Genomic DNA, 25,599 nt, shown 5'->3' with positions numbered 1-25,599 from the left:
GAGATTTCCGGAGATTCTTTTATGATATTAAATGTTTAACCGATGAAAATAACGATTTTAGGAAGTGGGACTTCGCAAGGTATACCCGTTATCGGATGCGAATGTGAAGTGTGTCGATCCAGTGATACCCGCGATAAACGATTGAGAAGTTCTGCTCTGATTGAAATAGAAGGGAAAAAATTGTTGATCGATGCCGGTCCTGATTTCAGGTACCAAATGTTAAGGGCACACGTAAAGGACGTGAGGGCCATTCTTTTGACACATGAACACAAAGATCATACCGGGGGACTGGATGATGTAAGAGCTTTTAATTGGATAAAAGGAGGATATGTTGATATCTATTGCGATCAACGAACCTGTGATGCCGTCCATAAGGATTACGATTACGCTTTCATGCCCGTTAAGTATCCGGGTGTCCCCGATATGAGCATGCATGTCATCGATAATCGTCCTTTTTATGTGGACGATATAAAAATTATCCCGCTCACGGTCATGCATTACAAATTGCCCGTTACTGCTTTCAGGATCGGTAATTTTGCGTATGTTACGGATGCAAATTTCATATCTGAAGAGAACAAGAAAAAACTGAAAGGAGTGGAGTATTTGATTATCAATGCACTAAGGAAAGAGCCTCATATATCTCATTTTTCATTGGATCAGGCTTTGGAGGTTATTCGGGAATTACAAGTTAAACAAGCTTATATCACACATATCGGGCATCAGATGGGATTGAGTACCCAAGTCTCTGCAGAATTACCTTCGAACGTACGGTTAGCCCATGATATGCTGACATTTGAAATTTGAATCTCGTCTCGCAAATGTTAATAAAAAAGAGGATAAAATTTCAATTAATCGGTCGTTTTTATTACATTTGTGAAATTTTGGGACAGAAAGGGTTATTTTATACATAATAACCTTATTGCCAATTTGTTAATAGAGTAATTAGATCATATTAAATGGAAAACATCGGAGAAAAAATTATTAAAATCAACATCGAGGAGGAGATGAAATCTTCGTACATTGATTATTCAATGTCGGTGATTGTATCCCGCGCATTACCAGATGTTCGGGACGGCTTGAAGCCGGTGCACAGAAGGGTGTTGTATGGAATGAGTGAATTGGGGGTGACCTCTGGTAAACCATTCAAGAAATCAGCCAGAATAGTTGGAGAAGTATTGGGAAAATATCATCCTCATGGAGATAGTTCCGTGTACATGGCAATGGTACGTATGGCTCAGGAGTGGTCTCTACGATACAGATTGGTAGAAGGGCAGGGTAATTTCGGATCGGTCGACGGGGATAGTCCGGCTGCTATGCGTTATACTGAAGCACGTCTGATGAAGGTTGCCGAAGAGACTTTGGCAGATTTGGAGAAGGATACGGTCGATATGATACCTAATTTTGACGAATCCTTAAAAGAACCGAGTGTATTACCGACCAGGATTCCTATTTTATTAGTAAACGGCGCATCCGGTATCGCCGTCGGGATGGCGACCAATATGCCGCCTCACAATCTTAGAGATACCATCGATGCCATATGCGCGTACATTGACAATAATGATATTGAGATCGATGATCTGATCCGGATCATCAAAGCTCCTGATTTTCCGACAGGAGGTACGATTTACGGATATAGTGGAGTAAAAGAGGCATATCACACGGGAAGAGGACGGGTTATCGTCCGTTCTAAAACTTCCGTAGAAACGACACCTCACGGAAGAGAGAAGATCATTGTGCATGAAATTCCTTATATGGTTAATAAAGCCGAGTTGATCGTTAAGATTGCAGACTTGGTGAATGAAAAAAAGATAGACGGAATTTCAAACATCAATGATGAATCGGATCGTAATGGAATGCGGATCGTTATCGATCTGAAAAAAGATGCGATTGCCAATGTCGTTTTAAATACATTGTTGAAACACACGGCATTGCAGACCTCTTTCGGGGTCAACAACATCGCGTTGGTCGGTGGAAGACCCCGGTTGCTGAATTTGAAGGATTTGATTCGGTTATTCGTGGATCACCGTCATGATGTCGTTACCCGTCGTACCCGTTTTGAATTGAAACAAGCGGAGGATCGTGCCCATATCCTGGAAGGTCTGATTATTGCTTCCGATCACATCGACGAAGTCATTCGTATTATTCGTGCCTCGAAAACCCCCGATGAAGCTAAAAACGGATTGATAGAACGTTTCTCTCTAAGCGAGGTTCAGGCCAGAGCTATTGTCGAAATGAGGTTACGTCAGTTAACAGGCCTGGAACAGGATAAACTAAGGACGGAATACGGAGAGATCATGAAATTGATCGAGCATCTGAAAGCTATTTTGGAAAGCGTGGAACTGAGGATGCAAATCATTAAAGATGAGTTATTGCAGATAAAGGCGCAATACGGAGACGAGCGGCGAACGGATATCGTATACGCATCTGAAGAATTCAACCCCGAAGACTTTTATGCCGACGAAGAGATGGTGATCACCATCTCGCATATGGGATATATCAAACGTACTCCTTTAAGTGAATACAAGGTTCAAAATCGGGGAGGAGTAGGATCAAAAGGATCCGCAACTCGCGATGAAGACTTCCTGGAACACATGATTACGGCAACCATGCATAATACGATGCTGTTCTTCACCGAAAAAGGAAAATGTTTCTGGTTGAAAGTATGGGAAATTCCGGAAGGTACGAAACAATCCAAAGGTAGAGCCATACAGAATCTGTTAAATATTGAACCGGACGATAAAGTTAAAGCTTATATTAACATTTTGGATCTGAAAGATACGGATTATATAAACAGCAACTATATCGTTTTATGTTCCAAGCAAGGTATCGTGAAGAAAACGACCTTAGAAGCCTATTCGCGTCCTCGTGCGAATGGTGTAAATGCAATTACGATAAAAGAGGGGGACCAACTTTTGGATGCCAAATTGACAAACGGAGAAAACGATATCATGATAGCCGTCAAATCGGGTAAAGCCATTCGTTTCCCTGAAAATAAGGTTCGTCCGATGGGAAGAACGGCTTCAGGTGTCAGAGGTATAACGCTGGGTAGTGAAGACGATGAGGTTATAGGTATGATATGCGTTGAACCGGGAAAAGCAGATATTTTGGTCGTTTCGGAAAACGGATACGGAAAACGCTCCGATATTGAAGATTATCGTATTACCAATAGGGGAGGAAAAGGTGTGAAGACCATTAATCTAACGGAGAAAACTGGTAACCTGATTTCTTTAATCGATGTAACAGATGATGACAATCTAATGATTATCAATAGATCAGGCCTGACAATACGTCTTGATATATCGACATTAAGGGTAATGGGAAGGAATACGCAGGGTGTGAAATTGATTAATTTAAGAAACGATGATGCTATTGCCGCAGTTGCCAAGGTCTCTTCCGCTAAAGAAGAAGAGGTGGAAGGAGAGAAGCAGGGGGATAATATCGAAGACGGAACAGAGTAAAACGAAAATAACTGACGATTTGAAAAAACATCTAAATGTAAAACAAATTTTATAACGTATGAGAAAACTATCTTTTATCATTGCACTTCTACTTTGTGCGAATTTCACATTTGCACAAAAGGGGAAAGTTACTTCTGCGGTTAGCTTTTTCACGCAAGGAAAGTTAGACAAAGCCAAAGAATTAATAGATGAAGCTATCGTTCACGAGAATTGTGTCAGCTGGCCCAAAGCCTATTTTGTAAAAGGACAGATTTACCAAGCCATTTACGAGTCTCAAAATCCGGATTATTTGAAGTTGGTAAAAGACCCTCTGAATATCGCGTGGGAAGCTTTTCAACAAGTCATTAAACTGGATGATAAGGGAAAATTTAAAAAAGATTTGATCAATCAATATGCCAACCTGGTTGCTGATTTTCAAAATTATGGTGTCGAAAATTATAATAAAGGAGTGGATAATGATAATAAAGCAAATCCTGAAGCCGCAAAAAAAGATTTTGCCCTCGCTTTAGATAATTTTAAACGCGTGTTGGAAATCAATGCCTCGGAATACGGAAGCCAGAGAGTTGATACGGCTATTATTTACAATGCAGGTATTACGGCCCAACGGGCAGGAGACTTGGAACAGGCGTTGGATTTTTATAAAAAATCACTGGAATTGAACTATGACGCCTCAAAAGTATATCCGATGATTATCAGCATCCTGTTTACTCAAAGTAAGAATGCAAATGATGCAGGGGATAGCGTTTTAGGAAAAAATTACCAGGAAGAAGCTGTTCAGTATCTGCTGAAAGGACACGAATTGTTCCCGAATGAATCTTATTTGCTGATTCAGTTGATCAACTATTACCTGCAAGGAGATACCCCGGAAAAAGCAGAACAATTCTTAGATGCGGCTATTGAACAAACACCCGACAATTCGGAGCTCTATCGTGCTAAAGGTGATATGTACGAGATTTTGAAGCAAACGGATAAAGCCGAAGCGATGTATCTTAAAACGTTGGAATTAAATCCGGATGATTTCAGAGCCCAGTACAACTTGGGAAATATTCAGTTGAACAAAGTTATCGAAAAACATAACAAAATAGACGAACTGGATGACGCTAAGTATAAAGTGGCTTATGAACAGATATTGAAAGAATACGAGTCGGTTATTCCTTATTTTGAAAGAGCCTTGGAATTGGAACCGGGAGAGAAAAACACGTTGACCACGTTGAAAGAGTTATATTACCGGTTGAGGGAAAAACCCAATACGGACTACATGAAGAAATATGAAAAAACAAAAGAGATGCTGGAAAGTTTATAAAAGTCCGGTTCTTCTAAAAGACGAGATTCAAAAAGTCTCGTCTTTTTTATTGCGGTAGAAGGTATTTTAATTCTTTTTATATATCCTACTTAACATAATATAAATTATAGGACAAATTATACAAGCAATTCCCACGAGGCAATTTTTCATTTTTATCGATAAACGATCTGTTTTTCAAATCCACTTTTTATTCTTATTTTTGTGAGTCAAAGTAATGAATAAAATTATCTCATGCGAAATAAAGTGGTAATCATTACCGGAGCTTCTTCCGGAATCGGTAAGGCGTTAGTATATGAATTTGCAAAATTCGGGAGTAAAATCGTAATGGCAGCCCGCAATTTGGCGGAACTTCAGCAAATGGAAAAAGAGCTGAACGATAAAGGTATTGAGGTTCTTGCGGTTCAAACGGATGTGACCCGTGAAGACGATTGTAAACATTTGATCGAGCAAACCGTCCAGAAATTCGGGAAAATTGATATTTTAATCAATAATGCCGGGATTTCCATGAGGGCATTATTTGACGAGTTGGATGTGGATGTCATTCGGCGCGTTATGGATGTTAATTTTTGGGGAACTGTCTATTGTTCAAGATATGCTATCCCCTATTTACTTCATTCCAAGGGCAGTTTGGTCGGAATTATCTCTGTGGCCGGTTTTGTAGGTTTACCGGGGAGAACCGGGTATGCTGCAAGTAAATTCGCCGTAAGAGGTTTTTTGAACACCTTGAGGGTAGAAAATTTGAAAAAAGGGTTGCATGTATTGGTTGCAGCTCCCGGCTTTACGGCTTCCAATATTCGTAAAACCGCACTGGTTGCAGATGGAAACCAGCAAGGAGAAAGTCCCCGGGAAGAAAGTAAGATGATGTCTGCAGAGGAGTGTGCTGCAATCATCGTGAAAGGAATAAGAAAACGGAAACGGGAAATTATTATGACATTAGTGGAGGGAAAAATATCCGTATTCTTAAGTAAATGGTGGCCCAGCTTGTTGGATAAACTGGCTTATAATCATATGGCCAAGGAACCTGATTCTCCTTTTAAATAATTGTGAATCGATGAGATTTTATGTATTTGTTTTTATACTGAATTTCCTCTCTTTTTCTCTTTTCGCTCAGGAAAAGGGAATACTGAAAATCATGAAATCTTATCCCATTCCGATAACTGTTTTAAAAATCAGTCGGACGGACTCACTCCGTTTTACCCGTATTCCCGATCTGGTTTATCGATCGGCACAATTAAAAAATGAACATATAGAAAATCCCGCCGTTCGTTACGCGTTGGAAAAACTTACCCGAGACAGATCAAAATATTACGAGTTGAAACAAGCCATAAATACGTTGAGGGGATACGCTGAAAATGAACATATAAAATACATGATAAATTATCTTCGGGCCTATTTCGAAACCATTGAGGAAAAAGAAAAAGCCATTCAACAAATACGGGAACGAATCAAAAAAGATAGCCTGGAATACCGTAAGAGAAATCCTATGGATTCGGCACGTTACGATATACTTTTGAATCAAGATTTGCAATCTCTTCTAACTTTTATGGAAAAAGATGAGAATTATCAATGGATGCGTGAAAAAAGCAGGGATTCCATTCCACTAATCATACTGAACGCTTCGGATAAACCCAATCAGGTTTGGTTGAATAGAGGAAAAACCTATTACTACTATTTTTCGACCAAAAGCGTCGCGGGAGATTCCGTGGGATCCTGGTTAAGAGTCTCTTCCCGTGGAAATCGGGTGAAGTTTTTTGTGGATGAAAACATGTATCAGAAGTACAGTCAATCCGATAAAATTTCAAAAGATATCAGCTTGAAGATACAGGACTCGGCCTATTTAAAATTAAAACCCCTGACACCACTTCCGATAAAAAGAAACTACTGGCGGTATTACTGGGATATCAGTTTCGCATTCGGACAAGGATATTTTAGTGACAGTTGGGCTTCTGGGGGTGAAAATTCACTTTCTATTCTTTCCGATTTGAAGTATTTTTTAAATTACAAGAAGAACAGTTTATCCTGGGAGAATGCATTCCGGTATAGATTAGGGGCGCTAAAGAGCGGAAAGGAAGAATTAAGTAAAAACGAAGATAAATTTGAAGTATTATCCAAATTAGGAGTAAAAGCTTTTAAACACTGGAATTACGCGGCTCAGTTCGATATGAATACGGTACTGTTCAGGACTCACAATTATCCTAAAAACGACCAAATTATCGCTAATTTTCTCTCTCCGGGTTACTTCACCATCTCCTTAGGTCTTGATTATAAACCTAAAAACAATATCTCTCTTTACCTCTCGCCTATTGCCGGACAATGGATCTATGTTCGGGATACGGCCAGAGTTGATCCGACACGTTACGGTGTCGAAAAGGGAAAAAGGTACAGGAGTGATGCCGGAGCCAAAGTGGAATTAAGGAATGAGCATGAATTTTTTAAGTTTTTGAAAATAGATAACCGGTTGATTATTTTTTCCAGTTATTATGAGAAACCGGAATACATAACCGTTGATTGGCGTTTGAGTCTCGATTTCAAAATAAATTATTTTATGAAGACATCCGTTTATATGAATGCCATATACGATCAAAATTATTCGAAAAAAATACAGTTCAAAGAGACGCTGAATCTCGGTATATATTTTAGATTTTAATCTTATGATGAATTTTGAAAATTGTGAAATTGGTAATATCGTTATTCACGATATAGGAAATAAGTATGAAGAAGGAGACATCCGGTTTTCCGAATCTAATTTTGTTCCGGACGAACAGGAAGTTCATAATCTGCTGAAAACTTATTTTCTGACTCCTTTTAAAAGAGATGCCTTTTATCGTTTTTCCGCTTACGAGGGAGAACTTTCCCGCAATCCCGTGTACGCGGCGATACGTTCCGTGTTCGAGGACCCTGCCTCTTTCTATAAGGCATCCATCGACATCGCCCGGCATTTGTTCGAACAATCCAACCATCCGAATATCAAATCCGGAGAACTCTATTTGGTGCATTTTAAAAACTGTTTATTGGAAGACGGAACTTGCGATGCGATCGGTATTTTTAAATCGGAAAATAAAGATACTTTTTTGAAAATCATTGTTAATCAAAATAGTTATCAACTGACCAGTGAGTCCGGTATTAACATTAAAAAGTTAGATAAGGCTTGTCTGATATTTAACATGAACGAGGAGAGCGGCTATCGGGTTACTGTTTTGGATAAAACTAATCATACGGAAGCGGTATATTGGACAACTGATTTTTTGGGACTGGAACAGCAGGAGGATGACTATTTTCAGACTTCCAATTACTTGAAGTTATGTAAAGATTTCGTACAAGAGGTTTATAATCAGGAAAACGATATTCCTAAAGCCGATCAGATCGATATGTTGAATAGATCCATCGATTATTTCAAAAAAGCAGACACTTTTGATGAAGATCGATTTAAAGAAGAGATTGTCATGGATCCGCAAGTCATTCGCGCGTTTGAAGATTTTAAAAATTTCTACGAGGAGAAAAATGAAATAGCCTTGAAGGACTCTTTCGACGTGTCGGATAGCGCCGTAAAAGATGAAAAACGTTATTTTAAACACGTTTTAAAATTGGATAAGAATTTTCATGTTTACATTCACGGCCAAAAAAAATACATCGAGAAAGGATACGATTCGGCCAAAGATATGAATTATTATAAATTATTTTTCCGGGAAGAAAATTGAACCTCCATGATTAAAGCAACGAAAAGAATTATCATACTCTTTGCGGCCTTGTGTCTTGCGGGATTAATGGGAGCAGGAATCGGATATTACTATGTATTTTATCCGAATATTACGGTAAAAGACGACGGAATCATTTATGTTCGAAGCTCCGGTTCGATAACGGAGGTGCTGGACACCTTGCGAAGCCGGGGATATGTCAAACATCCCTCTACCCTGCTGCAGGTTGCCCGGTTGAAAAAAGCAAAAGCAAAATCCGGACGTTACCGGATCAGAGAAGGTATGAACAATAACGAATTGATCAATATGTTACGTTCGGGAAATCAATCTCCGGTACAACTGACATTTAATAATATACGTACGTTAGAAGAATTTGCCGGAACGGTATCTCTTCAATTGGCCGTATCGTCCGATGAATTACTCTCTCGGCTTCGTAATCCTGATACGACTATCCGATACGGTTTTTCCCCGGCAACCGTGATCGGTATGTTTATTCCCAATACTTACGAGATATATTGGAATATTTCAACTACTGACTTTTTGAATAGAATGTATAAGGAGTACCAGCGTTTTTGGAATAAACAGCGTCAGAAAAAAGCGGAAGAGATAGGACTTTCTCCACTTGAAGTGACCATATTGGCCTCGATTATTGAAGAAGAGACCGTAAAAAAGGAAGAGTATCCCGTCATCGCCGGGGTTTACCTGAACCGGTTGAAAAAGGGCATCAAGCTGGATGCTTGCCCGACCCTTAAATTCGTGTTGGGAGATTTTACGATTACCCGGATTTTGGATCGCTATTTGGAAATAGATTCTCCCTATAATACTTACAAGTATGCCGGCCTACCCCCCGGTCCTATCCGAATGGCCTCTATTCAGGTTATTGATGGCGTGTTGAATTATCAGAAACATGATTACCTCTATTTTTGTGCCAAAAGCGACTTTTCCGGTTACCATTATTTCTCCAGAACATTGCGACAGCATAACGCTCATGCGCGGGAATACCACCGGGAATTGGATAGAAGGAAAATTTGGAGATAATTAAGAACGATGTCCAAGCAGAGAGGATAAAACAAATGGCAAAAAACTCAAAATTAAATACTTACTTTCTTTGCAAATTCGGAGTAAAGTAGTAACTTTGCGGGCGATAAAATAATTTTCATTATTTAATTTATTAATAAACAAACAGTTATGTTGAATCATTACGAAACCGTTTTCATCACAACTCCCGTTTTATCTGAAATACAGGTAAAGGAAGCGGTAGAAAAATTCAAAAACGTTATTACCCAGAATGGAGGTAATATCGAGCATGAAGAGGCTTGGGGACTGCGCAAGCTGGCTTATCCTATCCAAAAGAAAACTACAGGTTTTTATCACTTGCTTCAATTCGAGGCTGAAGGTACTTTAGTGGACAAATTAGAGACCGCTTACAGACGCGATGAGAAAGTGATCCGTTTTCTGACCTTTAGATTAGACAAGTATGCTTACGAGTATGCGTTAAAAAGAAGAGCTAAAAATCAAGTAAAACAAGAGGAGAAATAAGCCATGGCACAGAACGAAAGCGAAATTAGATATTTGACCCCTCCTACGGTTGAAGTCAAAAAGAAAAAGTACTGTCGGTTCAAAAAAGCAAGAATCAAATTCATCGATTACAAAGATCCTGAATTTTTGAAGAAATTCTTGAACGAGCAAGGGAAAATTCTTCCCAGAAGAATTACCGGAACTTCTGTGAAATTCCAGAAGAAAGTAGCAACCGCCGTGAAAAGAGCAAGACACCTTGCTTTGTTGCCCTACTTAACCGACTTGATGAAATAATTTTAAGGAAGGAGGACACAAATGGAGATTATACTATTGACAGACATAGCGAACTTAGGTCATAAGGATGACATTGTAAATGTTAAACAAGGTTACGGTCGTAACTACCTTATTCCCCAAGGTTATGCTATTTTAGCAACAGAGTCAGCAAAAAAAGTAGTTGCTGAGAATTTGAAACAAAGAGCTCACAAAGAAGCAAAATTGAGAGCTGAAGCTGAGGAACTTGCAGCAAAATTGGCTGAAGTAAAACTTACTGTCGGAGCTAAAACCAGTTCTACCGGTAAGATTTTCGGTTCCGTTAACAGCATCATGATTTCTGAATGTCTGAAAGAGAAAGGATTCGATATCGACAGAAAGAAGATCATGCTGAAAGATGTGAAAGAGATTGGAACTTACAGCGCAATCATCAAACTTCACAGGGAAGTGAAAGTCGATGTAGAATTCGAAGTAGTTTCAGAATAATTAAAAACAAGTCATAAACAAGACTTAAACGTATTTCCAAACATATTCCAAACGAAAAGCACCCGTAAAGGTGCTTTTTTTTATGTACATTTCACATTCATGTAAATAGAAAATGAAGTGAAAATCTTATCTTTGCAAGAATTGGAGGATAGATTTTATGAGCGAACAATATATTGAGTTGAAGGGTATACGGGTTCATAATCTGAAGAACATCGACCTGAAGATCAAACTGAATCGGCTGATCGTGATTACCGGTGTATCAGGAAGCGGTAAGTCATCTTTGGCTTTTGATACTCTGTACGCGGAAGGACAACGTCGTTACGTGGAGAGCCTATCCGCTTATGCCCGTCAATTCTTGGGACGTCTGAATAAACCGGAATGCGATTATATAAAGGGGATTCCCCCGGCAGTGGCGATAGAACAGAAGGTAAATACTTCCAATCCGCGTTCAACGGTAGGTACCTCTACCGAATTATACGACTACATCAAGTTGTTGTATGCCCGTATCGGTAAAACCATCTCTCCCGTTTCCGGTGAAGAGGTAAAACGGCATAGCGTAGACGATATTTGTGATTATATTATTCAGGGGCACGCGGATAAGAGCGTCGTCATTATGGCCAAGCCTGTTTCGGTGACGAAAGAGAGTTTGGGACTTTTGATGAATCAAGGGTTTAGCCGTATCAAGTATGGTCATGAATTTACGCGTATATCCGATTTTTTAGAGAGCAATGAAGAGGTTAAAACGGATGTACCCCTGTTTTTGGTTATCGATCGGGTTACCGTGCATGAAGAGAAGGATACCATCTCCCGGATTAACGATTCCGTTGAAACGGCTTTATATGAAGGACAAGGAGTATGCTACATCGAATTGGACGGAGAGATTCGTTCTTTTTCCAACAGATTTGAGGCTGACAGTATAACCTTTGAAATTCCCTCCGTCAATATGTTTAGTTTTAACTCCCCGATCGGGGCATGCAACAAATGCGAGGGATACGGTAAAATTTTAGGTATAGACGAGGATCTCGTTGTCCCCAATAAATCATTGAGCCTGTATGACGATGCCGTCATGTGTTGGCGCGGAGAGAAGATGAGCGAATGGAAGCACTATTTCATTCGTCAGGCTCATCATACGAATTTTCCCGTACATAAGCCTTATTATGAATTGACTAAAGCGGAAAAAGAGCTTCTTTGGAACAGTCCGATGGGAATTTATGCTTTTTTTGAACATTTGGAATCCAAAAAATACAAGATTCAGAACCGGGTGATGATTGCACGTTATACCGGAAAGACCAAATGCCCGGTCTGTCATGGAACACGTTTGAAGAAAGAGGCTTCTTACGTGCAAGTAGGACATAAAGCCATCACCGATTTGGTCGATATGCCGATCTCGGAGCTGAAGTATTTTTTTGAACGACTGTCTCTTTCAGAGCCGGATCAACAAATAGCCGATCGGGTTCTTCCGGATATTCATAATCGAATTGAATTTCTGTTGGACGTGGGCTTGGGATATTTGACCTTGAATCGTCTCTCTTCTTCCCTCTCCGGAGGAGAATCGCAACGTATCAATTTGGCCACTTCTCTCGGGTCGGCTTTAGTGGGTTCTTTGTACATATTGGATGAACCCAGTATCGGATTACATTCCAGAGACACGGATCGTCTGATTCAGGTTCTGAAAAGATTAAGAGATTTGGGTAATACCGTGGTTGTCGTTGAACACGACGAAGATATTATGTTGGCGGCGGATGAGATTATCGACGTGGGTCCCTTGGCAGGCAGACTGGGAGGAGAAATCGTATACCAGGGAACTTTAGATAAGATACGGGAAGCAGATACGCTGACGGCAGATTATCTGTCCGGCAAAAAATACATTCCCGTACCGGATCATCGTCGGACTTCTCCCTATCGGATCGAACTGAAAGGAGCGACCGAAAACAACTTAAAAAACATAGACGTAAGGATACCTCTCGGCATCATGACAGCGGTAACCGGTGTAAGCGGTTCTGGAAAAAGTACCCTGATCAGAACGATTCTGGTTCCCGCTTTGAAAAAATACTACGGGGATTATTCGGATAGAACCGGAAGTTTCAATCGTCTTTCCGGTGACTTAGACCGGATTTTCGGTGTCGAATTTATTGACCAGAACCCTATCGGCAAATCTTCCCGCTCGAATCCGGTAACTTACATTAAAGCCTGGGACGATATACGAAAAATTTTCGCGGAAGAAAAACTATCCAAGACGAATGGTTTCAAACCGGCTTTTTTCTCTTTCAATGTCCCGGGTGGAAGGTGTGAAGAGTGTCAGGGGGAAGGTATTATAAAAGTGGAGATGCAATTCATGGCCGATGTATACCTGGAGTGTGAACATTGTAAAGGACGTCGTTTCAGAGAGGAGATACTGGAAGTAAAATACAAGGATAAAAATATATACGATATCCTGGAGATGACGGTCAATCAGGCGGTCGAGTTTTTCGGTACCGGTAGTAGTCACAGTGAACGGAGCATTGTTAGCAAATTGCAAAAACTGGTAGACGTGGGGCTGGGATATATAAAACTGGGGCAAGCCTCCAGTACGTTGAGCGGAGGAGAGAGTCAGCGCGTAAAACTTGCTTACCATTTAAGCCAGGAAAACGCGGACCCTACCCTATTCGTGTTCGATGAACCTACGACAGGTTTACATTTTCACGATATCCACAAATTGATGGAATCCTTAAATGCTTTGATTGACCGAGGACACACCGTTTTAATCATAGAACACAATATGGACGTAATCAAATGTGCCGATTACATCATAGATTTAGGACCCGAAGGAGGTAACGAGGGAGGTTATTTGGTTTTCGAGGGAACTCCCGAAGAGTTGTCCAAATGCCAGAATTCCTACACGGGAAAATATTTAAAAGAAAAATTAGAGATGTACCAATAAGCGTTTGAAACATACAGATATGAAGAAAATTATTGATTTTACAGTAAAAGAAAATCAGCTATTAAATCAGGATACCGTTCTGCTGGTACTTCATTCCGATGAATTACCCCCCATTCTACCGGGACAATTCGTAAACGTGAGAGTGGACAAATCCCCTTCCACCTTGTTGAGACGTCCTATATCGGTTCATGATGTGGATGGAGAGAAAGGCCTTCTCTATCTCTATATTAAAGTAGTGGGATGCGGAACGGCAACCTTGGGAGAACTTAAACCGGGAGAAAAGTTGAATATTATCCTTCCTTTAGGAAACAGCTTTAAAATACCACAGGATGGCAAATGTTTGCTAATCGGAGGTGGTTGTGGGGTGGCACCCATGCTCCACCTTTCGCGTGTCATGCGATCCGGGGGAATGGATCCCGTTCTTTTGATCGGAACCCGCACGCGAAAAGAGATTTTACGCCGAGAAGAGTTTGAAAAATATGCAAAAGTATACTACACAACTGAAGACGGTTCCTACGGAGAAAAGGGATACCCCACGCAACATTCGATATTGAAAGAGCATTTCGACCATATCTTCTGTTGCGGACCGGAAGTGATGATGAAAGCAGTTGCATCTTATGCTAACAAGAATAATATTGATTGTCAGGTATCACTCGAGAACACGATGGCATGCGGGATCGGCGCTTGTCTCTGTTGCGTAACGGAAACGACGACAGGCCATAAATGTGTATGCACGGAAGGTCCTATTTTTAATATAAAAGATTTAACATGGCAGATTTAAGTATCAATATCAACGGGTTACAGCTGAAAAATCCGGTTTTGACTGCTTCCGGGACATTCGGATACGGGATAGAGTTTCAGGATTTCATCGACTTAAGCGCATTGGGCGGTTTTATCGTGAAAGGTACCACCTTAAAACACCGGGAAGGAAATCCCTATCCCCGTATGGCCGAAACGCCTTCCGGAATGTTAAACGCGGTAGGCCTTCAAAATAAGGGTGTGGATTATTTTATCGAACACATTTATCCGGAGATACAAGCGATAAAAAGTAATATTTTGGTAAATGTTTCCGGATCTACCGTGGCCGATTACGTGATGACGGCGGAAAAAATCAATGAACTGGAAAATATACCGGCCATTGAACTTAATATTTCTTGCCCTAACGTGAAAGAAGGCGGTATGGCTTTCGGAACCAGTTGTGCTTCTGCCCGAGAAGTGATAAAAGAAGTTAGAAAGGCATACAAAAAACACCTGATGGTGAAATTATCTCCCAATGTGACCAATATTCAGGAGATCGCCCTTACCGCCGAAGAGGCTGGGGCTGATTCCGTCTCCCTGATCAACACGTTAATGGGAATGGCTATTGATACAAAAAGTCGAAAACCTGTTCTGAGTACGATAACCGGAGGGTTAAGCGGCCCCTGTGTAAAACCGGTAGCTCTTCGAATGGTATGGCAGGTTGCCAAGGTCGTAAAAATACCGGTTGTAGGTTTAGGAGGAATAACTTCTGCTAACGATGCCATCGAATTTTTATTGGCTGGAGCATCGGCAATCCAAATCGGTACGGCCAACTTTATAGATCCGGCTATTACGCTAAAAGTGATACGGGGTATCAATGAATATTTGGATCAGAACGGTTTTAAATCCGTTAAAGATATCATTGGTTTGATTTAAAAGAGAGACCGGGAGAAAATTCATTTTCTCCCGGTCTCTTATTCTTTATTGTAATCTTCAAAACTTCCGTCATCGAAAAAGAGCAGAATACGCTTTAAGTTTTTGCTTTTCTCGGACGATACCCGGAAAGAGGTGCTCCATTCTGGAAGTTCTTTTTCAACCTGCTTGGTTTTAAGGATCTCCTCCTCCTTGAACAACATTGGTTCTTCTATCGGCTTCTTCATGGGCTGTTCCGGAACACTTCCGGTATACATGGGACCTTTTCCTGTTATTAACCAGGTAAGACTAATATCCGGAAATACCTCCGCTATGCTGTTGATGATATCAAAACCGGGTTTGTTTCTCCCGGCTAATATATGAGAAATGGTAGAAGCGCTCACGCCGATCATCGCCGCAAATTTCGTAGCAGTGAGCTCTTTTTGTGCAAATAATTGATTCAACCGATCCTGCATTTGATTATCATTTTGTAAATATTATGCATTACAAATGTAATGATTCGAAGGGGAAAAAGCAAATTACATTTGTAATTCTTTCTATTTACATATGTAAATAGAAAGAGAGGTATATCGAAAGTGAAAATAGTATCTTACTTAAGTACCAAGTAGTTAAATATGATCCCCCTCCTTTTTTCTATTATGATAAAATAATGCATTGTTTATTAGTGTATTAAAATAAAGATACCTCTATTGATATTATAAATAAAAACATGATATAAACACTAATATATTACTGGTAATTAGATGTTTAAGTATTAAAAACATCTCAATTTTGCGTGTTTTCATGTAAAAATCATCTTCAGATACTCTTTTAATCTAAAGTAAAGGATGAATTTATTTATATAAATCATTGATAATTAGAAGTAAAAATATAATTGTATCAAAGTGTTAAATACTTTTTGTCTCTTATCTCTTTACATTCGTAAACCTTTTCTTTACCGGAAGAAACCTTGTCCGAACGCAACGTGTTGTTTACAAATGTGAATTTATTCTTTGACTTAAATATTGTGACAAGTGTAAATAATTAACGCCTTGTTATCTTCGTGAAATTCTTTTACATTTGAAAAAAATTAAACACGTTAATCATGACAATCGCGGAAAAAATAGCAGAACTCAGAAGAATTATGGATCGGGAAAATATAGCCGCTTACGTTATTTCCGGAACGGATCCTCATAATAGTGAATATTTACCCGCTCCCTGGCAACACCGGAAATGGATTTCCGGTTTTACAGGGTCTTTCGGTACGGTCGTTGTTACCAGGGAGCATGTGGGCTTGTGGACGGATACCCGTTATTTTATTCAAGCAGAACAGGAATTGAGCGAAACAGAGATAGAACTACATAAACTACGTATTCCCGGAGCCGTTGATTATCCCCAATGGTTGTGCGAACATTTGCAACAGGGTGAGAACGTCGGCATAGACGGTTTTTGTATGTCTGTCAACGATGTTCGCGCCTTAAAAGATACTTTGGCCCTTAAAAACATAGCCGTTTGTGAAAAAACGGATCTTTTGGGTGAGATATGGCTGGATCGTCCGGCTTTTCCTCAAGGAGCCATAACCGTATTACCCGATCGATATGCCGGAGAAACGGTCAGAAACAAAATTAAGAAAATAAGAGAGTTTATTATTAGTAATAACGGCAACCATATTCTATTCTCTGCTTTGGACGAAATAGCCTGGCTTTACAATATCCGTTGTAACGATATCTCTTATAATCCGGTTGCCATCGCTTATGCCTTAATCGATAAAGAGAAAGCCCATTTATTTGTAAAACAGGATAAAATCACCCCGGAAACCGGTAGCCGACTGTGTGCGGACGGCGTAGAGATACACGATTATCATCATCTTTTTCTTTACTTGGATGAATTGAAGTCCCCTGCCGATTTTATTTTGGACACGACTACTTGTAATTACGCCGTGTATCATCGGATTTGTCAGAAATTCAAGGTGAAGGAGATCGTTTCTCCCATACCTTTGCTGAAAACAGTGAAAAACGAAACGGAATTAGCTGGATTTCGTTTGGCGTGCCGCAAAGATGCCGTTGCCTTGACAAAATTTTTCTATTGGCTCGAAAATACATTAGCCACCCGCTCCGTTGCCGAACTGGAAGCTGCCGCGGTGTTACAAAAATTCCGGAGTGCGGATTCCGAATACGTTTCCGACAGTTTCGAATGTATTTCCGCTTATGGAAAGAATGCTGCGTTACCCCATTATTCCGCCACGAAAGAACATCAATCCGAGATTCAAGCCAAAGGTTTGTATTTGGTTGATTCCGGTGCGCAATACCTGCACGGTACAACCGACATTACACGCACTATGCCCGTAGGGGAATTAACGCATTTGGAAAAAGAGGACTATACCCTGGTCCTTAAAGGTATGATCAATTTAAGCAGATTGATATTTCCCAAAGGCTCCAGAGGGTGCAATATCGATATAGTTGCAAGGTTGCCTTTATATATGAATCACAGAAACTTCGGTCATGGAACAGGACATGGTGTCGGTTATTTCTTAAACGTGCACGAGGGGCCGCAATCCATTCGTCCAGACTTAAAGGACCAGGAGATACTTCCGGGAATGGTGACCTCTAACGAACCGGGATTATACAGGGAAGGTCTTCACGGTATTCGCCACGAAAATTTGATCGTTTGCCGGACGGATACGATTAACGAATTCGGAGAATTTTATAAGTTTGAAACGATAACGCTTTGTTATTTCGACACTTCGGCCATTTTACCTGAACTTTTGGAACAGGACGAAACAGAGTGGCTAAATCTTTATAACGAGCGGGTGTACCGGGAGACGTCTCCCTATTTGTCAGCGGAGGAGGCAAAATGGTTACGGGATAAAACCAATCCTCTGAAGAGCTGAAAATCTCAACATCAAAATCTTCGACCGGGGCGAATATAGAAACAGAAAAATGGAGTTCATTTTATGAACTCCATTTTTCTGTTTCGAGCGATTATACTACGCTGATGATTAGTCCAAAGTAATTATAACGCTTTCGCTATCCAACACGATACCTGCCTCCGACTGAACGGCACGCACTACCAATTGATATTCGCCTTTGGTAAAACCTGCGCTGATATCGCTAATAGCGAAATCCACTCCGCTTTCGGGACTGTCCGTAAATTTTTTACCGTTAATCAAAGAGTACGGTTCTCCTTTCGTTCCGATTCCGACAAGATAAAAACTAGCGTTTTCCACCTTGTTCCATTTGGCTTTAACTCTTCCGTTTTCATATGATATCGTTGCTTCGATCGTCCCCAATACTTTCTCGGTATCTTTGATATCGACGGACCATCCGGCTATCTCTTGCTTAGCATTCTTTACGGAAACCCTGTAATTCCCTTTGGGGAAAGTAGTGGAAAATTGACTGTTCAATATTTTACTTTGAGCTCCCTGGCCATATGAATCGGGCATCGACTCCATGCTGAGAATCCCCTCGGGTCCCTGACAGGTATAAGATTCCATCGCCTCGTTGGCTATAATTTGGATATGAGGGAGGAATCTTTTCTCGACCTGATCCCCGTCGATTATATTTTTTTGAAGCACTACGCAACTCGCGTAGGTAATCGCAAAATCAGGATCATCGCTCTTTAGGCAAGAGTTCAATAAGGTGACACTCAATAATACAAAGATAAATTGCTTTAATCTTAAAATAGTTCTCATTTTTAGTTGTTTTTATTGTTTAAAATAATTAAATAGCACACTAATTCTGTGTTTCATGGTGCGAATATTCGCAAAAAAACAATACGATGCAAAAAAAAGGAGTGCTTTTTCTCTGATCGTGAAGTTTTTTTATTTTTTCGCCAAATCAACGCAACCTTTAGCAAATTACAGCATCTTAGCGTTAGTTATCGATGTATACTTTGGACAAAATAATAGAGAAATGCAAAAAAGGCAATCGACAAGCCGGAGAACAACTTTACCGCATGTTCTCCTCCAAGATGTTTGCAGTTTGCATTCAGTATTCCAAAACGCGCGAAGAGGCGGAAGATAACTTACAGGACGGTTTTATTAAAACTTTGGAGTGTATAGGTCAATATTCGGGCAAAGGTTCTTTCGAGGGATGGATGAAACGTATTTTTATCAATATCGCTCTCGAAAAGTACCGTAAAAATAATCCCGTACAACCCGTGGAAGAGATTCCCGAGATCGAAATGGAAGATGTCGATGCGGGTTTGAACATTCCTTCGGAAGTGTTGTTTGGTTTTGTAAGTCAATTGCCGGAAAAATACCGGTTGGTATTTAACTTGTACGTAATGGAAGAGTTATCTCATAAAGAGATTGCTTCCATGCTCGGCATTTCGGACGGAACTTCAAAATCGAATTTAGCGAGAGCAAAAGAGATTTTAAAGAAAAAAATTAATACATACCTAAGTTATGGACAATAATTTAGAAAAACTATTTAAGACAGCCCTGGAAGAGGTTACGGTCGATCCCCCGGCAAGGGTGTGGACCGGCATAAATTCTCGCCTGGGTGGCAAACAAAACAGGTTTAGGCAGTTATTTATATATAGTGGAGCGGCGGCAGCAATAGTCTTGCTTCTCTCCTCGCTTTTTATGCTTCAACAAGAAAAGAAAAAGACATCTTATCCTCCGTTGGTAAAAACTCAGTCTTTAAAGCCACCGGCCCCCTATCTCTTGGCATATCACTCGCCAGTCCCGAACATTCCTCCGGCTGCCCGCCGAAAAATCGAAGAATCCGGAACACCGGAATTCGTCAAGGTCGATCCGATGACGGTTCAATTTTTCGATTCCGGTCTGTTGCCGGTATCGCACCCGGTAGCCGAGTTGGAAAAGACGGCTATTCGCGAGGATTTTATCCCTTTAATAAATAAAGAAGCGTTGGAAAATCAACGCCGATATCTCAAATTAATTCATGAACAGCCGGTGGTGAAAAAGAAGAAAATGAACCTGAAGTATACCCTCGGCGGTTATGTTTCTCCGGGATACTCTTCGGGTAGCTACCACATGGAAAACAAACAGAGCCGACTTGTTAGCTACACGGACGATCAGTTAAGCGGCATCTTCAATATGAACGGGGGGATTACTTTTGCCGTATCGCCGGGAAGCCGGATCTCTATCGAAACGGGTATCGGATACACCCGTATCGGCCAAAAAACGAGCGATTCTAAGGTTTTCGTTCCCCAGACAAATGCCATGATGAGCAGCTACAACAACCAAACACGGGTACTTACCCCGCTTGGAAACGTAAAAAGTCGGTCTAACGCGGCCGTATTCGTTTCCAATTCCCAGTTATTGAGAAGCAATAGCGAAACAACGGGAAGCATTGAGCAGGAGTTCGACGCGATAGAAGTTCCTCTTTCCCTCCGCTATTATCTGAATAACAACAAACTAAAATTCAGTATCTTGGGAGGATTTGGAGCAAGTTTTTTGGTACGTAACATGACCTATTTACGCTATGAGGGTGTAAAAGAAAAGATGGGAGAAACGGATAATATTCGCCGTGTTAACATGAGTACTCATGTCGGTTTGGGCGTTGAATATCCGATTGGTAAATCGATTCATTTTAAAATAGAACCCGGCTTCAGGTATTACTTACAATCTTTAAGTAAAGATCCGGATATCCGGTACAATCCTTATACTTTTACTTTTTCCACCGGTTTCGGAATATCTTTTTAGAAGAGGTTAATACTTGCGATTCAATATTTCACTCGCGATAACCGCTTCCGGCAAATCGAAACGGATTGTATTACCGGAATTCGATTCGCTCGTATCGCTTTCTTGCATGTCATTTTCGTGCAGTCGGAATAAAGCGGCAAAACGTTTGTCTCTCATATCTTTTCGGGCCCGTTGATCGCTCTTTAATATTTCCATCCTCTCTTCATCGGATTTTCCGAAATGAGCGATGGCTTCCGTCTCTTTCCTTTTTAAGAAATCGGGTATAATTTGTTTTTCCGTTCCGACTTCCGGCTTCTCTATTTCATCTTCCTGTTGCGGGACCTCTACCCGTTTACCAAAAATTTGATCGAAAAAATCTCCTTCTGTCCCATCTTCTGCCGGAACGTAAATTTCCGGACGAACAGTTTCGTGTGGCGCAGAGGGTTGCCTCTTTTTGTTTTTATCCTTAGAAGACTTTAGAACTCCCAATAAGCTGGCTCCGATGGTCAATGCTATATATACTATAATATCCAAAGCGTTGTCACTCATAAAAATATCATTTTTAGTGTCGACCAAATATAACTATTTTTTATAACCCCACGCTTCCGATGTAAGAAAAATATTTTTCCTATATATTTTTTCTATGAAATTATATACTCAACATGTAAAATAACTATCTTTTTTTTACCTTTGTCAACGAGTATAATTGATTTCGTTTAAAAAAATAAAATAAATCCGGATGAGAACGAAAAAAGCATTGATTAGTGTATTTGACAAAAGTGGAATTGTTGACTTCGCTAAATCTCTAAATTCTATGGGGTGGGAAATTATTTCTACCGGAGGAACATCAAAAATATTAAAGGAAGAGGGTATTCAGGTGAAAGATATCGCTGACCTGACAAAATTTCCGGAATGTTTCGACGGAAGAGTGAAAACGCTGCATCCCAATGTCGAAGGGGGTATCTTGGCAATCAGGGACAATGAAAAACATAAACAACAAATGGCCGAATTGGGTATAGAGCCCATCGATATGGTGGTTTGTAATTTGTATCCTTTCAAACAGACGATTTTGAAAGAAGGAGTCTCGCACGAGGAGATCATAGAAAATATAGACATTGGCGGGCCTACCATGATCCGGGCCGCGGCTAAAAATTATCCTTTCGTGACGGTTGTTACTGATCCGGAAGATTACGAGCGGGTTATTGCTGAAATAAGGGAAAACGGAGAAACCTTGCCGGAGACGAAAGAGCAATTGGCTGCCAAAGTATTTATTCATACCTCGCATTACGACGCTTTGATCGCCAACTACTTCTCGAAACGTCTGCATATCACCTCTCCCAAAACCATAACCTTAACTTATGAAAAGAAACAAGATTTAAGATATGGCGAGAATCCGCATCAGGAAGCAACTTTTTATAGTTGTATCCAGGAGACGGAAGGGACATTAACGGGAGCGATCCAATTACAAGGCAAGGAGTTATCATACAATAACATCGGGGATACGGACGGAGCGTTAGAGGCATTGAAAGAGTTTGATGAACCTACGATTGTAGCGGCGAAACACGCTAATCCTTGTGGTGTCGGGAGTGCTGCAACCTTGGCGGATGCTTTCCAGAAAGCGTATGACGCGGATCCGGTTTCCATATATGGAGGGATTGTAGCCGCCAACCGGGAAATAGACAAGGCTACCGCTGAAAAAATGGCTCCCGTTTTTTTAGAGGTGATCGTCGCTCCCTCTTTTTCCGAAGAAGCATTGTCCGTTTTCTCCAAAAAGAAAAATTTAAGATTATTGCAAGTAAAAGATATCGATCGGAGGACATATACCACGCCTAAAGCTAAAACCGTTTTAGGCGGTTTATTGATACAGGACATGGATCAACGATTGATCGAAGGAGAACTTAAAGTGGTAACCCAGCGTCACCCGACGGAAGAAGAGTTGAAGGACTTACTTTTTGCATGGAAAGTTGTAAAGCATACTAAATCTAATGCTATCGTGATTGCAAAGGATAAGTGCACGACAGGCGTAGGCCCGGGACAGGTCAGCCGGATTTGGGCATTAGAAAATGCGATTCGTCAGGGAGCAGAGCGTATCCCCGGTAGCGTTATGGCATCCGATGCGTTTTTCCCCTTTGCCGATTGCGTGGAAGCAGCCCATAAGGCTGGTATCACGGCTATAATCCAGCCCGGAGGTTCTATCCGGGATCAGGAATCCATTGATGCTGCCGACCAATACGGGATAGCTATGATTTTTACAGGTATGAGACATTTTAAACATTAATGACTATGAGTTTATTTTCTTTTTTAACACAAGATATCGCGATAGACTTAGGGACGGCAAACACCATTATCATCATGAACGATAAGATGGTGGTGAATGAACCCTCTATCGTAGCCATAGATAAAAAATCGGAAAAGGTAATTGCAATTGGGGAAAAAGCCCGGCAAATGCAAGGAAAAACCCATGATTATATCAAAACGATCCGGCCGTTGCGCGATGGAGTTATTGCAGACTTTAACGCTGCCGAACAGATGATCAGGGGAATGATTAAAATGGCTAACGGAAAAGGTAAATTCTTCTCCCCTTCTTTACGGATCGTCGTATGTATCCCTTCCGGAAGTACGGAGGTCGAAATTAGAGCCGTACGCGATTCCGCCGAGCACGCGGGAGGACGGGACGTATACATGATCTATGAGCCGATGGCCGCGGCATTAGGTATCGGTTTGGACGTGGAGGCTCCGGAAGGAAATATGATTGTTGACATAGGTGGCGGAACAACAGAAATCGCAGTTATTTCTTTGGGTGGTATAGTTAGCAACAAATCGATTCGTATCGCAGGAGACGATTTGACGGACGATATTCAGGAATACATGCGTCACCAACACAATATAAAGATCGGAGAAAGAACGGCGGAGGAGATAAAAATTCATGTGGGATCGGCTCTATCCGAATTGGACGAACCGCCTGCGGACTTCGTGGTACAAGGTCCGAACCAAATGACTTCCCTGCCTGTAGAAGTTCCGGTCTCCTATCAGGAAATCGCTCATTGTATAGAAAAGTCGATTTCTAAGATAGAGATAGCTATTTTGGGTGCTTTGGAACAAACCCCGCCTGAACTGTATGCCGATATTGTGAATAAAGGCATTTACTTGGCCGGAGGCGGAGCCTTGTTGCGAGGATTGGACAAACGGTTATCAGATAAATTGAACATACCGTTCCATATTGCAGAGGATCCTCTTCGTGCTGTGGCACGCGGAACCGGAATCGCACTAAAAAATGTAGATAAATTCTCATTCCTTATCCGATAAGAGGTGAAAGAAATTATAAGACTGATACTTAAGTATCATTTTACTATAATTTTTATATTATTGGAAGTTTTATGCTTTTCTCTGATAGTCAATAATAACGACTATCAGAGAGTTGTATTCTCCCAATACTCTTCTTCTGTCTTTAATTACATCTCTTCCGTTGTTACGGAAACCGAAAATTATTTTTGGTTGGCCGAACGAAATGAAAACTTGGTAAAAGAGAATGTAGCTTTAAAAAATCGATTGGAGATTTTAAATTCAAAAAAAGATAGTTCAGAAGTAAAATCGTTTATCCTTGACAGTTGCATACTGTACAACTATGTGGATGCAAAAGTTGTAAATGCAACTTTCAACAGGACTAAAAATTATTTGACGCTAAACCGGGGAGGTCAGGACGGCGTCCGGAAAGAGATGGCGGTATGTTCCCCGGAGGGAGTAGTCGGCTTAATACAGGACACGAGCGAACATTATTCTTTTGTAATTCCGTTGATCAATGTAAATTCGAGGGTATCGGCTAAAATAAAGAAAAACGGGTATTACGGTTCGTTGCAATGGGACGGAAGTGATTATCGTTACTCTTATTTGAACGATATACCCTACCACGTGGAGATCAGTCCGGGAGATACGGTGGTCACCTCCGGCTTCTCCTCTATTTTTCCGGAAGGATTGCTGATCGGTTTCGTCGAATCGACTACTCGGGAAACGGCTAACTTTTTAGCTATAAAAGTGCGCTTGGCCGTAGACTTTAAAAAACTCTATCATGTCTACATCGTGAATGATTATTGGAAGAATGAGAAAAAAAGATTAGAAGGAAACAATTATCATGAATAATATAAATTATTTTATCCATTTGTTCATATTGTGTATTATCCAAATTTTTATTTTGGATAATATTCATCTCGGATCTTATTTCTATATCAATATTTATATTCTGGCCATTTATATTCTTCCTTACAAATTCAAAGGAATCCCCCTATTGTTTTTTGGTTTTCTATTGGGATTCGTAATGGACCTGGCCGACAAGACCGTGGGAATCCATGCGGCGGCTTCCACCTTTACTGCCTATATCCGTCCCTGGCTGTTGCAATCGACATCTAACCGGGAGAAATTGGATGATATTCATGGAGCCCAACGATTGACGGAATTCAACTGGTTTCTAAAATATTCGGGTGTGTCAACCCTCCTGTTCAATGTCGTTCTTATTTTTGCCGAAGCTTTTACTTTTAGCGATCCGTTTATCACTTTAATCCGGATAATTTTCAGTACTTTTATCTCCTGGTTGTTGATCTTGCTTTATTACTTTATCGGATTGAAAAAGGTAAACAGGTAAGTATTTCTTCGAATTG

23 protein-coding genes are annotated in these 25,599 nt (G+C 40.6%); 20 read left to right on the top strand and 3 right to left on the bottom strand.

Going from position 1 to position 25,599, the window contains the following annotated elements; all coding sequences use genetic code 11:
• The first annotated feature begins 42 nt into the window (after positions 1–42).
• From BN3283_RS06880 to BN3283_RS06820, 13 genes are all read left to right on the top strand, one after another.
• Complete coding sequence (locus tag BN3283_RS06880) at positions 43–804, top strand: MBL fold metallo-hydrolase (RefSeq protein WP_041503637.1); 762 nt, start codon at positions 43–45, stop codon at positions 802–804.
• 152 nt (positions 805–956) lie between these two features.
• Positions 957–3,458: a DNA gyrase subunit A gene (gyrA, locus tag BN3283_RS06875; protein ID WP_059026163.1), complete on the top strand. Its 2,502-nt coding sequence runs from the start codon at positions 957–959 to the stop codon at positions 3,456–3,458.
• A gap of 58 nt (positions 3,459–3,516) precedes the next feature.
• Positions 3,517–4,761, top strand: coding sequence for a tetratricopeptide repeat protein (locus BN3283_RS06870; RefSeq protein WP_059026162.1), 1,245 nt, complete (start codon positions 3,517–3,519; stop codon positions 4,759–4,761).
• A gap of 231 nt (positions 4,762–4,992) precedes the next feature.
• A complete protein-coding gene (locus tag BN3283_RS06865; protein WP_041503640.1) occupies positions 4,993–5,802 on the top strand; it encodes an SDR family oxidoreductase in 810 nt (269 codons plus the stop codon).
• Positions 5,803–5,812: 10 nt separating this feature from the next.
• Positions 5,813–7,408 carry a DUF3078 domain-containing protein gene (locus tag BN3283_RS06860; RefSeq protein ID WP_286137573.1) on the top strand — a complete coding sequence of 532 codons (1,596 nt, stop codon included), beginning with the start codon at positions 5,813–5,815 and terminating at the stop codon, positions 7,406–7,408.
• Between the two features lie 4 nt (positions 7,409–7,412).
• Positions 7,413–8,459 carry a nucleoid-associated protein gene (locus BN3283_RS06855; protein ID WP_041503641.1) on the top strand — a complete coding sequence of 349 codons (1,047 nt, stop codon included), beginning with the start codon at positions 7,413–7,415 and terminating at the stop codon, positions 8,457–8,459.
• 6 nt (positions 8,460–8,465) lie between these two features.
• On the top strand, positions 8,466–9,494 hold the full coding sequence (gene mltG / locus BN3283_RS06850) for an endolytic transglycosylase MltG (protein ID WP_059026161.1): 1,029 nt from the start codon (positions 8,466–8,468) through the stop codon (positions 9,492–9,494).
• Between the two features lie 153 nt (positions 9,495–9,647).
• On the top strand, positions 9,648–9,995 hold the full coding sequence (gene rpsF / locus BN3283_RS06845; protein ID WP_200889858.1) for a 30S ribosomal protein S6: 348 nt from the start codon (positions 9,648–9,650) through the stop codon (positions 9,993–9,995).
• A 3-nt stretch (positions 9,996–9,998) separates the two neighbouring features.
• Entirely contained in the window at positions 9,999–10,268 is a 270-nt protein-coding gene (rpsR, locus tag BN3283_RS06840; protein WP_041503644.1) for a 30S ribosomal protein S18, read from the top strand.
• Between the two features lie 21 nt (positions 10,269–10,289).
• Positions 10,290–10,730: a 50S ribosomal protein L9 gene (gene rplI, locus BN3283_RS06835; protein WP_041503645.1), complete on the top strand. Its 441-nt coding sequence runs from the start codon at positions 10,290–10,292 to the stop codon at positions 10,728–10,730.
• A 157-nt stretch (positions 10,731–10,887) separates the two neighbouring features.
• Positions 10,888–13,650 (top strand): excinuclease ABC subunit UvrA, encoded by a 2,763-nt coding sequence (gene uvrA / locus BN3283_RS06830; protein WP_059026160.1) that lies wholly within the window; start codon positions 10,888–10,890, stop codon positions 13,648–13,650.
• 19 nt (positions 13,651–13,669) lie between these two features.
• Complete coding sequence (locus BN3283_RS06825; protein ID WP_059026159.1) at positions 13,670–14,431, top strand: dihydroorotate dehydrogenase electron transfer subunit; 762 nt, start codon at positions 13,670–13,672, stop codon at positions 14,429–14,431.
• Positions 14,419–15,324 carry a dihydroorotate dehydrogenase gene (locus tag BN3283_RS06820; protein WP_059026158.1) on the top strand — a complete coding sequence of 302 codons (906 nt, stop codon included), beginning with the start codon at positions 14,419–14,421 and terminating at the stop codon, positions 15,322–15,324. Before BN3283_RS06825 ends, BN3283_RS06820 begins: the two co-directional genes overlap by 13 nt.
• A gap of 38 nt (positions 15,325–15,362) precedes the next feature.
• On the opposite strand, the gene BN3283_RS06815 is transcribed toward BN3283_RS06820, so the two are convergent.
• Positions 15,363–15,776: a helix-turn-helix domain-containing protein gene (locus BN3283_RS06815; protein ID WP_059026157.1), complete on the bottom strand. Its 414-nt coding sequence runs from the start codon at positions 15,774–15,776 to the stop codon at positions 15,363–15,365.
• Between the two features lie 629 nt (positions 15,777–16,405).
• Here BN3283_RS06815 and BN3283_RS06810 point away from each other — a divergent pair.
• Complete coding sequence (locus BN3283_RS06810; protein WP_059026156.1) at positions 16,406–18,190, top strand: aminopeptidase P family protein; 1,785 nt, start codon at positions 16,406–16,408, stop codon at positions 18,188–18,190.
• Positions 18,191–18,298: 108 nt separating this feature from the next.
• Here the strand turns inward: BN3283_RS06810 and BN3283_RS06805 are convergent, their stop codons facing one another.
• Positions 18,299–18,991 carry a hypothetical protein gene (locus BN3283_RS06805; RefSeq protein WP_059026155.1) on the bottom strand — a complete coding sequence of 231 codons (693 nt, stop codon included), beginning with the start codon at positions 18,989–18,991 and terminating at the stop codon, positions 18,299–18,301.
• Between the two features lie 191 nt (positions 18,992–19,182).
• Here BN3283_RS06805 and BN3283_RS06800 point away from each other — a divergent pair, with 191 nt between their 5' ends.
• Together BN3283_RS06800 and BN3283_RS06795 are read left to right on the top strand one after the other, a co-directional pair.
• A complete protein-coding gene (locus tag BN3283_RS06800) occupies positions 19,183–19,716 on the top strand; it encodes an RNA polymerase sigma factor (protein ID WP_041503651.1) in 534 nt (177 codons plus the stop codon).
• Positions 19,706–20,968, top strand: a complete 1,263-nt coding sequence (locus BN3283_RS06795; protein WP_059026154.1) for an outer membrane beta-barrel protein — start codon at positions 19,706–19,708, stop codon at positions 20,966–20,968. Before BN3283_RS06800 ends, BN3283_RS06795 begins: the two co-directional genes overlap by 11 nt.
• A 6-nt stretch (positions 20,969–20,974) precedes the next feature.
• Here BN3283_RS06795 and BN3283_RS06790 read toward each other — a convergent pair whose 3' ends face one another.
• Complete coding sequence (locus tag BN3283_RS06790; protein ID WP_041503653.1) at positions 20,975–21,496, bottom strand: hypothetical protein; 522 nt, start codon at positions 21,494–21,496, stop codon at positions 20,975–20,977.
• 190 nt (positions 21,497–21,686) lie between these two features.
• On the opposite strand from BN3283_RS06790, the gene purH reads away from it, so the two are divergent.
• From purH to BN3283_RS06770, 4 genes are read left to right on the top strand one after another with little or no spacing between them, the layout of a single operon-like run.
• Entirely contained in the window at positions 21,687–23,225 is a 1,539-nt protein-coding gene (gene purH, locus BN3283_RS06785; protein ID WP_059026153.1) for a bifunctional phosphoribosylaminoimidazolecarboxamide formyltransferase/IMP cyclohydrolase, read from the top strand.
• Positions 23,226–23,230: 5 nt separating this feature from the next.
• Positions 23,231–24,253, top strand: a complete 1,023-nt coding sequence (locus BN3283_RS06780) for a rod shape-determining protein (protein ID WP_041504040.1) — start codon at positions 23,231–23,233, stop codon at positions 24,251–24,253.
• Between the two features lie 3 nt (positions 24,254–24,256).
• The gene (mreC, locus tag BN3283_RS06775; RefSeq protein WP_041503655.1) at positions 24,257–25,084 is read left to right on the top strand and encodes a rod shape-determining protein MreC; all 828 of its coding nucleotides are present in this window, start codon (positions 24,257–24,259) and stop codon (positions 25,082–25,084) included.
• Entirely contained in the window at positions 25,077–25,583 is a 507-nt protein-coding gene (locus tag BN3283_RS06770) for a hypothetical protein (protein ID WP_041503656.1), read from the top strand. The genes mreC and BN3283_RS06770 overlap by 8 nt, the downstream gene beginning before the upstream one ends.
• Positions 25,584–25,599: the final 16 nt, after the last annotated feature.

Origin of the sequence: Gabonibacter massiliensis (genome assembly GCA_001487125.1) — a bacterium.
In the GTDB taxonomy this organism is placed as follows: Bacteria; Bacteroidota; Bacteroidia; order Bacteroidales; family Marinifilaceae; genus Gabonibacter; species Gabonibacter massiliensis.
Note: the sequence above shows the minus strand (reverse complement) of the source record. Positions and strands in the feature narration are given on the sequence as shown.

Coding starts and splice junctions, on each gene's coding strand:
- uvrA (WP_059026160.1), top strand. CDS start 10,888: ATGAGCGAACAATATATTGAGTTGAAGGGTATACGGGTTCATAATCTG.
- BN3283_RS06870 (WP_059026162.1), top strand. CDS start 3,517: ATGAGAAAACTATCTTTTATCATTGCACTTCTACTTTGTGCGAATTTC.
- rplI (WP_041503645.1), top strand. CDS start 10,290: ATGGAGATTATACTATTGACAGACATAGCGAACTTAGGTCATAAGGAT.
- BN3283_RS06790 (WP_041503653.1), bottom strand. CDS start 21,496: ATGAGTGACAACGCTTTGGATATTATAGTATATATAGCATTGACCATC.
- BN3283_RS06770 (WP_041503656.1), top strand. CDS start 25,077: ATGAATAATATAAATTATTTTATCCATTTGTTCATATTGTGTATTATC.
- BN3283_RS06865 (WP_041503640.1), top strand. CDS start 4,993: ATGCGAAATAAAGTGGTAATCATTACCGGAGCTTCTTCCGGAATCGGT.
- BN3283_RS06880 (WP_041503637.1), top strand. CDS start 43: ATGAAAATAACGATTTTAGGAAGTGGGACTTCGCAAGGTATACCCGTT.
- BN3283_RS06855 (WP_041503641.1), top strand. CDS start 7,413: ATGATGAATTTTGAAAATTGTGAAATTGGTAATATCGTTATTCACGAT.
- BN3283_RS06805 (WP_059026155.1), bottom strand. CDS start 18,991: ATGAGAACTATTTTAAGATTAAAGCAATTTATCTTTGTATTATTGAGT.
- BN3283_RS06810 (WP_059026156.1), top strand. CDS start 16,406: ATGACAATCGCGGAAAAAATAGCAGAACTCAGAAGAATTATGGATCGG.
- BN3283_RS06825 (WP_059026159.1), top strand. CDS start 13,670: ATGAAGAAAATTATTGATTTTACAGTAAAAGAAAATCAGCTATTAAAT.
- rpsR (WP_041503644.1), top strand. CDS start 9,999: ATGGCACAGAACGAAAGCGAAATTAGATATTTGACCCCTCCTACGGTT.
- gyrA (WP_059026163.1), top strand. CDS start 957: ATGGAAAACATCGGAGAAAAAATTATTAAAATCAACATCGAGGAGGAG.
- mltG (WP_059026161.1), top strand. CDS start 8,466: ATGATTAAAGCAACGAAAAGAATTATCATACTCTTTGCGGCCTTGTGT.
- BN3283_RS06820 (WP_059026158.1), top strand. CDS start 14,419: ATGGCAGATTTAAGTATCAATATCAACGGGTTACAGCTGAAAAATCCG.
- BN3283_RS06780 (WP_041504040.1), top strand. CDS start 23,231: ATGAGTTTATTTTCTTTTTTAACACAAGATATCGCGATAGACTTAGGG.
- BN3283_RS06860 (WP_286137573.1), top strand. CDS start 5,813: ATGAGATTTTATGTATTTGTTTTTATACTGAATTTCCTCTCTTTTTCT.
- BN3283_RS06795 (WP_059026154.1), top strand. CDS start 19,706: ATGGACAATAATTTAGAAAAACTATTTAAGACAGCCCTGGAAGAGGTT.
- purH (WP_059026153.1), top strand. CDS start 21,687: ATGAGAACGAAAAAAGCATTGATTAGTGTATTTGACAAAAGTGGAATT.
- BN3283_RS06815 (WP_059026157.1), bottom strand. CDS start 15,776: ATGCAGGATCGGTTGAATCAATTATTTGCACAAAAAGAGCTCACTGCT.
- BN3283_RS06800 (WP_041503651.1), top strand. CDS start 19,183: ATGTATACTTTGGACAAAATAATAGAGAAATGCAAAAAAGGCAATCGA.